At 59.4% G+C, this 239-nt stretch carries 1 protein-coding gene; it reads left to right on the top strand.

The window, feature by feature from the left end:
* Positions 1 to 239: LLM class flavin-dependent oxidoreductase (locus EOD29_RS34720; protein WP_127248915.1), on the top strand; the 239-nt coding region annotated here is incomplete at both ends.

Raw genomic sequence — 239 nt, 5'->3', positions numbered from 1 at the left:
GTTCGGAACCCGGAATGGACATGGCGGCGCGCACTGCCGAGATCGTCTTCAGCCTCGCGTCGAATATCGAGCGAAACAGGGCCTTCTACGAAAACGTCAAGAGCCGGATGCCGGCCTATGGGCGCGATGCCGACGACCTGAAGATCATGCCGGGCATCGTTCTCAACGTCGGTGAAACGGTAGCCGAGGCGAAGGCGAAGGTCGACTATCTGATCGACAAGATGCATCCTGATGTCGGC

The sequence above is a fragment of the Mesorhizobium sp. M1A.T.Ca.IN.004.03.1.1 genome, assembly GCF_003997555.1.
Lineage (GTDB): Bacteria > Pseudomonadota > Alphaproteobacteria > Rhizobiales > Rhizobiaceae > Mesorhizobium.
This window is presented reverse-complemented; position numbering and strand designations above follow the sequence as displayed.